The sequence below is a fragment of the Janthinobacterium sp. GW822-FHT07H10 genome, from assembly GCF_058798675.1.
This window is the reverse complement of sequence record NZ_JBXAKS010000034.1, coordinates 1-3269: the sequence shown is the minus strand read 5'-3', so window position 1 is coordinate 3269 and position 3269 is coordinate 1. Positions and strand designations below refer to the sequence as shown.

Here is a 3269-nt window from a genome sequence, read left to right as displayed (position 1 = left end):
TGACATTGCGGCAAATGGTCGGCACGAGGATGCATTGTCCCTGCACGCAGTACACGAGTCCCCGTTCCTGCATCTGTTCGCTCCAGCCCGAGCGCGTCACATTGCGGCAGACACGGCCCGGGCCGAAATGCATGTCGCTGATGCGCGCCTGGTAATTGCCCTTGCCGCGGATGGCGTCGCGGCTGATCACCACGATCTCATCGTACTGGCGCGCGCGCATGCGCTCCTTCAATTGTTCGCGCACGGGCGGCGCGATATCCGTATAGCGGTCCACGGCGGCCACCACGTCACCCATGAACGGATCGACGCCGGGGCGGTTCCAATTGCAGTTGTCCAGCACGTCGGCACGCGCGATGCCTTTGGCGTTGGCGGGCAGAGGCGCCAGGGACAACACGCTGAATATGACTGCTGCGCCCAGCATGCAGGCGCCCGCGATCCATGGAGTGTGTTGCGCTGCCAGTTTCTTCGAGGAAATCATATCAAAATTGAACTCTTTAGGTGAGTTCCGATGTTATCACCGAAGAAACTTCAATATCAACAAATAAATAAAATAATTACAATTAGTGTTGTGTTTATTTATATTTTTTATCAAGAAATGATTAATATTTTTATCTCATTTTTGGGGCGTGGCGCAGTCCGCGTGCTAGGTGGCAATGAGGAAGATGGGCGCGGGTGCGCTGTCGCAGCGGGCGCAGGGGGGGGGGGAGTGTGGGGAGGCGCCGCGCGCAGGCGGTACGATGTGCGGGCTGGAAGCGTCACGCCCGATGGGCATGACGTTGCCGAATACTTAGGTCAGGCCGTGGAACAGCACGATATCGACGGGGTCGCCGGCGGCCACGTGGCCTTGCGCCGCGTGCAGCACGATCATGCAATTGGCTTGCGTCATCGAGCGCAGGATGCCCGAGCCTTGCGCGCCCGTCACGCGCACGTGCTGGCGCCCGTCCGCGTCGCGTTCGACGATGCCGCGCTGGTATTCCGTGCGGCCCCGTTTCTTGCGGATGGGCGCCTGCGCCGCCACCTGCAGCAGCGGCAGGCTGGCCGTGTCCGCATCGGCGCCCATCATGCGCAGCAGGGTGGGACGGGCGAGGAAATAAAACGTCGCCATCACGGCCACCGGGTTGCCGGGCAAGCCCAGCAGCAAGGCCGTTTCGCCGCCGCTGGCGATGCGGCCAAACGCCATGGGGCGGCCCGGGCGCATGTTGATTTGCCAGAAGGCCACTTCGCCGAGGCGCGCCAGGATCTCGCGCGTAAAGTCGGCCGCGCCGCTGGAGACGCCGCCCGAGGTGATGATGACGTCGGCCGCGGCGCAGGCGCCGCGCAGGGCCGCTTCCAGCGCTTGCGGCTGATCCTTGACGATGCCCATGTCGAGCACCTCGCAGCCGAGCCGGGTCAGCATGCCCAGCAGGGTGTAGCGGTTGCTGTCGTAGATGCAGCCGGCGTCGAGCTGCTCGCCGATCGAGCGCAATTCGTCGCCGGTGGAAAAGAAGGCCACGCGCAGGCGGCGGCGCACGGGCACCGTGGCGATGCCCAGCGAGGCCAGCAAGCCCAGTTCGGCCGGTCCCAGGCGCTTGCCCTGCAGCAAGGCCGGCTGGCCCTGCATCAAGTCTTCGCCCTTGAAGCGGCGGTTGTCGCCGGGGCGGATGCAGTCGGGCGACACGGTAATGCCGTGCTCGCCGGCTTGCCGCACCAGTTCCTGCGGCACCACGCTGTCGCAGCCGTCCGGCATGACGGCGCCCGTCATGATGCGCGCGCACTGCCCGCGTTGTACCGTGACGGTGCCGGGGCGGCCGGCCAGGATGGTGTCGACCACGGCCAGGGTCACGGGCGCGTCGCCGCCGAGGTCGGCACCGTGCAGCGCATAGCCATCCATGGCGGAATTGTCGTGCGCGGGCACGCTGATGGGCGAGATGATGTCGGCCGCCAGGATGCGCTCGAGCGCCTGCTGCAGCGGCAATTGTTCGATGTCCGCGACGGGAGCGACGGCGTCGGCCAGCATGGCTTGCGCCACCGGCACGTCCAGGCCCTGCGCCTGCAGGGCCGCCAGGTCCTCCGGCGTATTGATGTTGCCGAATGCGCGGCCATCCTCGAACAGCACTTCGGCCAGTTTCAAGGGGCCGTGCCAGGTGCGCATGCGGCGCTCGCCGGCCGCCAGGTAGGCGTCCAGCTGGGGCAGGGCCGATGTTTTCACCAGGCAAAAGACGGGATGCGGGCGGCGCACCGTTTGTCCCGTCGCAGGATCGATTTCCTCGGTGACGGCGATGGCCAGGTCGGCATCGTGTGCGACGAGGCCGGCGGCCAGGCGCGCAGCCAGGTCGGTCGGCAGCAGCGGCGAGTCGCAGGGCACCGTCAGCAGGTAGGGCGTGGCGGCGTGCTGCATGCCGCTGTGCAAGCCGGCCAGCGGGCCCAGCTGGCCGGGCAGCACGTCGCTCCACACGGGCAGGCCGAAGCGCGCGTAGGCGCCCGCGTGTTCGTTGGCGCTGATGGCCAGCTGGCCCACTTGCGGCGCCAGGCGCTGCAGCACGTGGCGCACGAGGGGCTGGCCGTGCAGGGGCAGCATGCCCTTGTCGGCCTGGCCCATGCGCGTGCCGCGCCCGCCAGCGAGGATGAGGCCGGTAATGTTGTGTTTATCTGTCATGAGAAGCGAAAATGTGGATGCATACGCCATGGTAGCAGCGGCGCGCGCGCCGCGCCCGATTCAGCCGCCGATGTACGACATTTCCACTTTCTTTTTACCGCGCTCAAGCGTGCCGCCCGTCAAGTCCGTCTGGCTGGTGCGCAATTGCGAATAGCGGTCGCCACGGCCGCGCCACAGTTGCGCCACCGCCGAGGAAATTTCGGCATCGCTGTGGCCGCCGCGCAGCAGGCTGCGCAGGTCGTGGCCGCTGCTGGCGAACAGGCACGTGTACAGCTTGCCTTCGGTCGATAGGCGGGCGCGGCTGCAGTCGCCGCAGAACGCTTGCGTGACGCTGGAAATGAGGCCGATTTCGCCGCCGCCGTCCGCATAGCGCCAGCGCGCGGCCGTCTCGCCCGTGTAGTTGGGCTCGATGGGCAGCAAGGGCATGTGTTCGCCGATGCGCCGCACGACGTCGGCCGAAGGGATGACTTCCCGCAAGTTCCAGCCGTTCGAGGCGCCCACGTCCATGTATTCGATGAAGCGCAGGATGTAGGGCGTGCCCTTGAAGTGGCGCGCCATCGGCACGATTTCCTGCTCGTTCATGCCGGCCTTGACCACCATGTTGATCTTGATCGGCCCCAGGCCCGCCTGGTGC

At 66.4% G+C, this 3269-nt stretch carries 3 protein-coding genes; all 3 read right to left on the bottom strand.

Features of this window, described 5'->3' with window-relative positions; all coding sequences use genetic code 11:
* Positions 1 to 421 (bottom strand): MHFG family PEP-CTERM protein (locus AC1RDJ_RS28325; protein WP_493029449.1); only part of this gene is annotated, 421 nt, incomplete at its 3' end.
* 366 nt (positions 422 to 787) lie between these two features.
* Positions 788 to 2635, bottom strand: a complete 1848-nt coding sequence (moeA, locus tag AC1RDJ_RS28320) for a molybdopterin molybdotransferase MoeA (protein WP_493029448.1) — start codon at positions 2633 to 2635, stop codon at positions 788 to 790.
* Positions 2636 to 2695: 60 nt separating this feature from the next.
* The coding region (locus AC1RDJ_RS28315; protein WP_493029447.1) for a GTP 3',8-cyclase MoaA family protein at positions 2696 to 3269 on the bottom strand (574 nt) is incomplete at its 5' end.

Bases quoted from the DNA above. Each gene is read 5' to 3' on its own strand.
- moeA (WP_493029448.1), bottom strand. From the start codon at position 2,635: ATGACAGATAAACACAACATTACCGGCCTCATCCTCGCTGGCGGGCGC.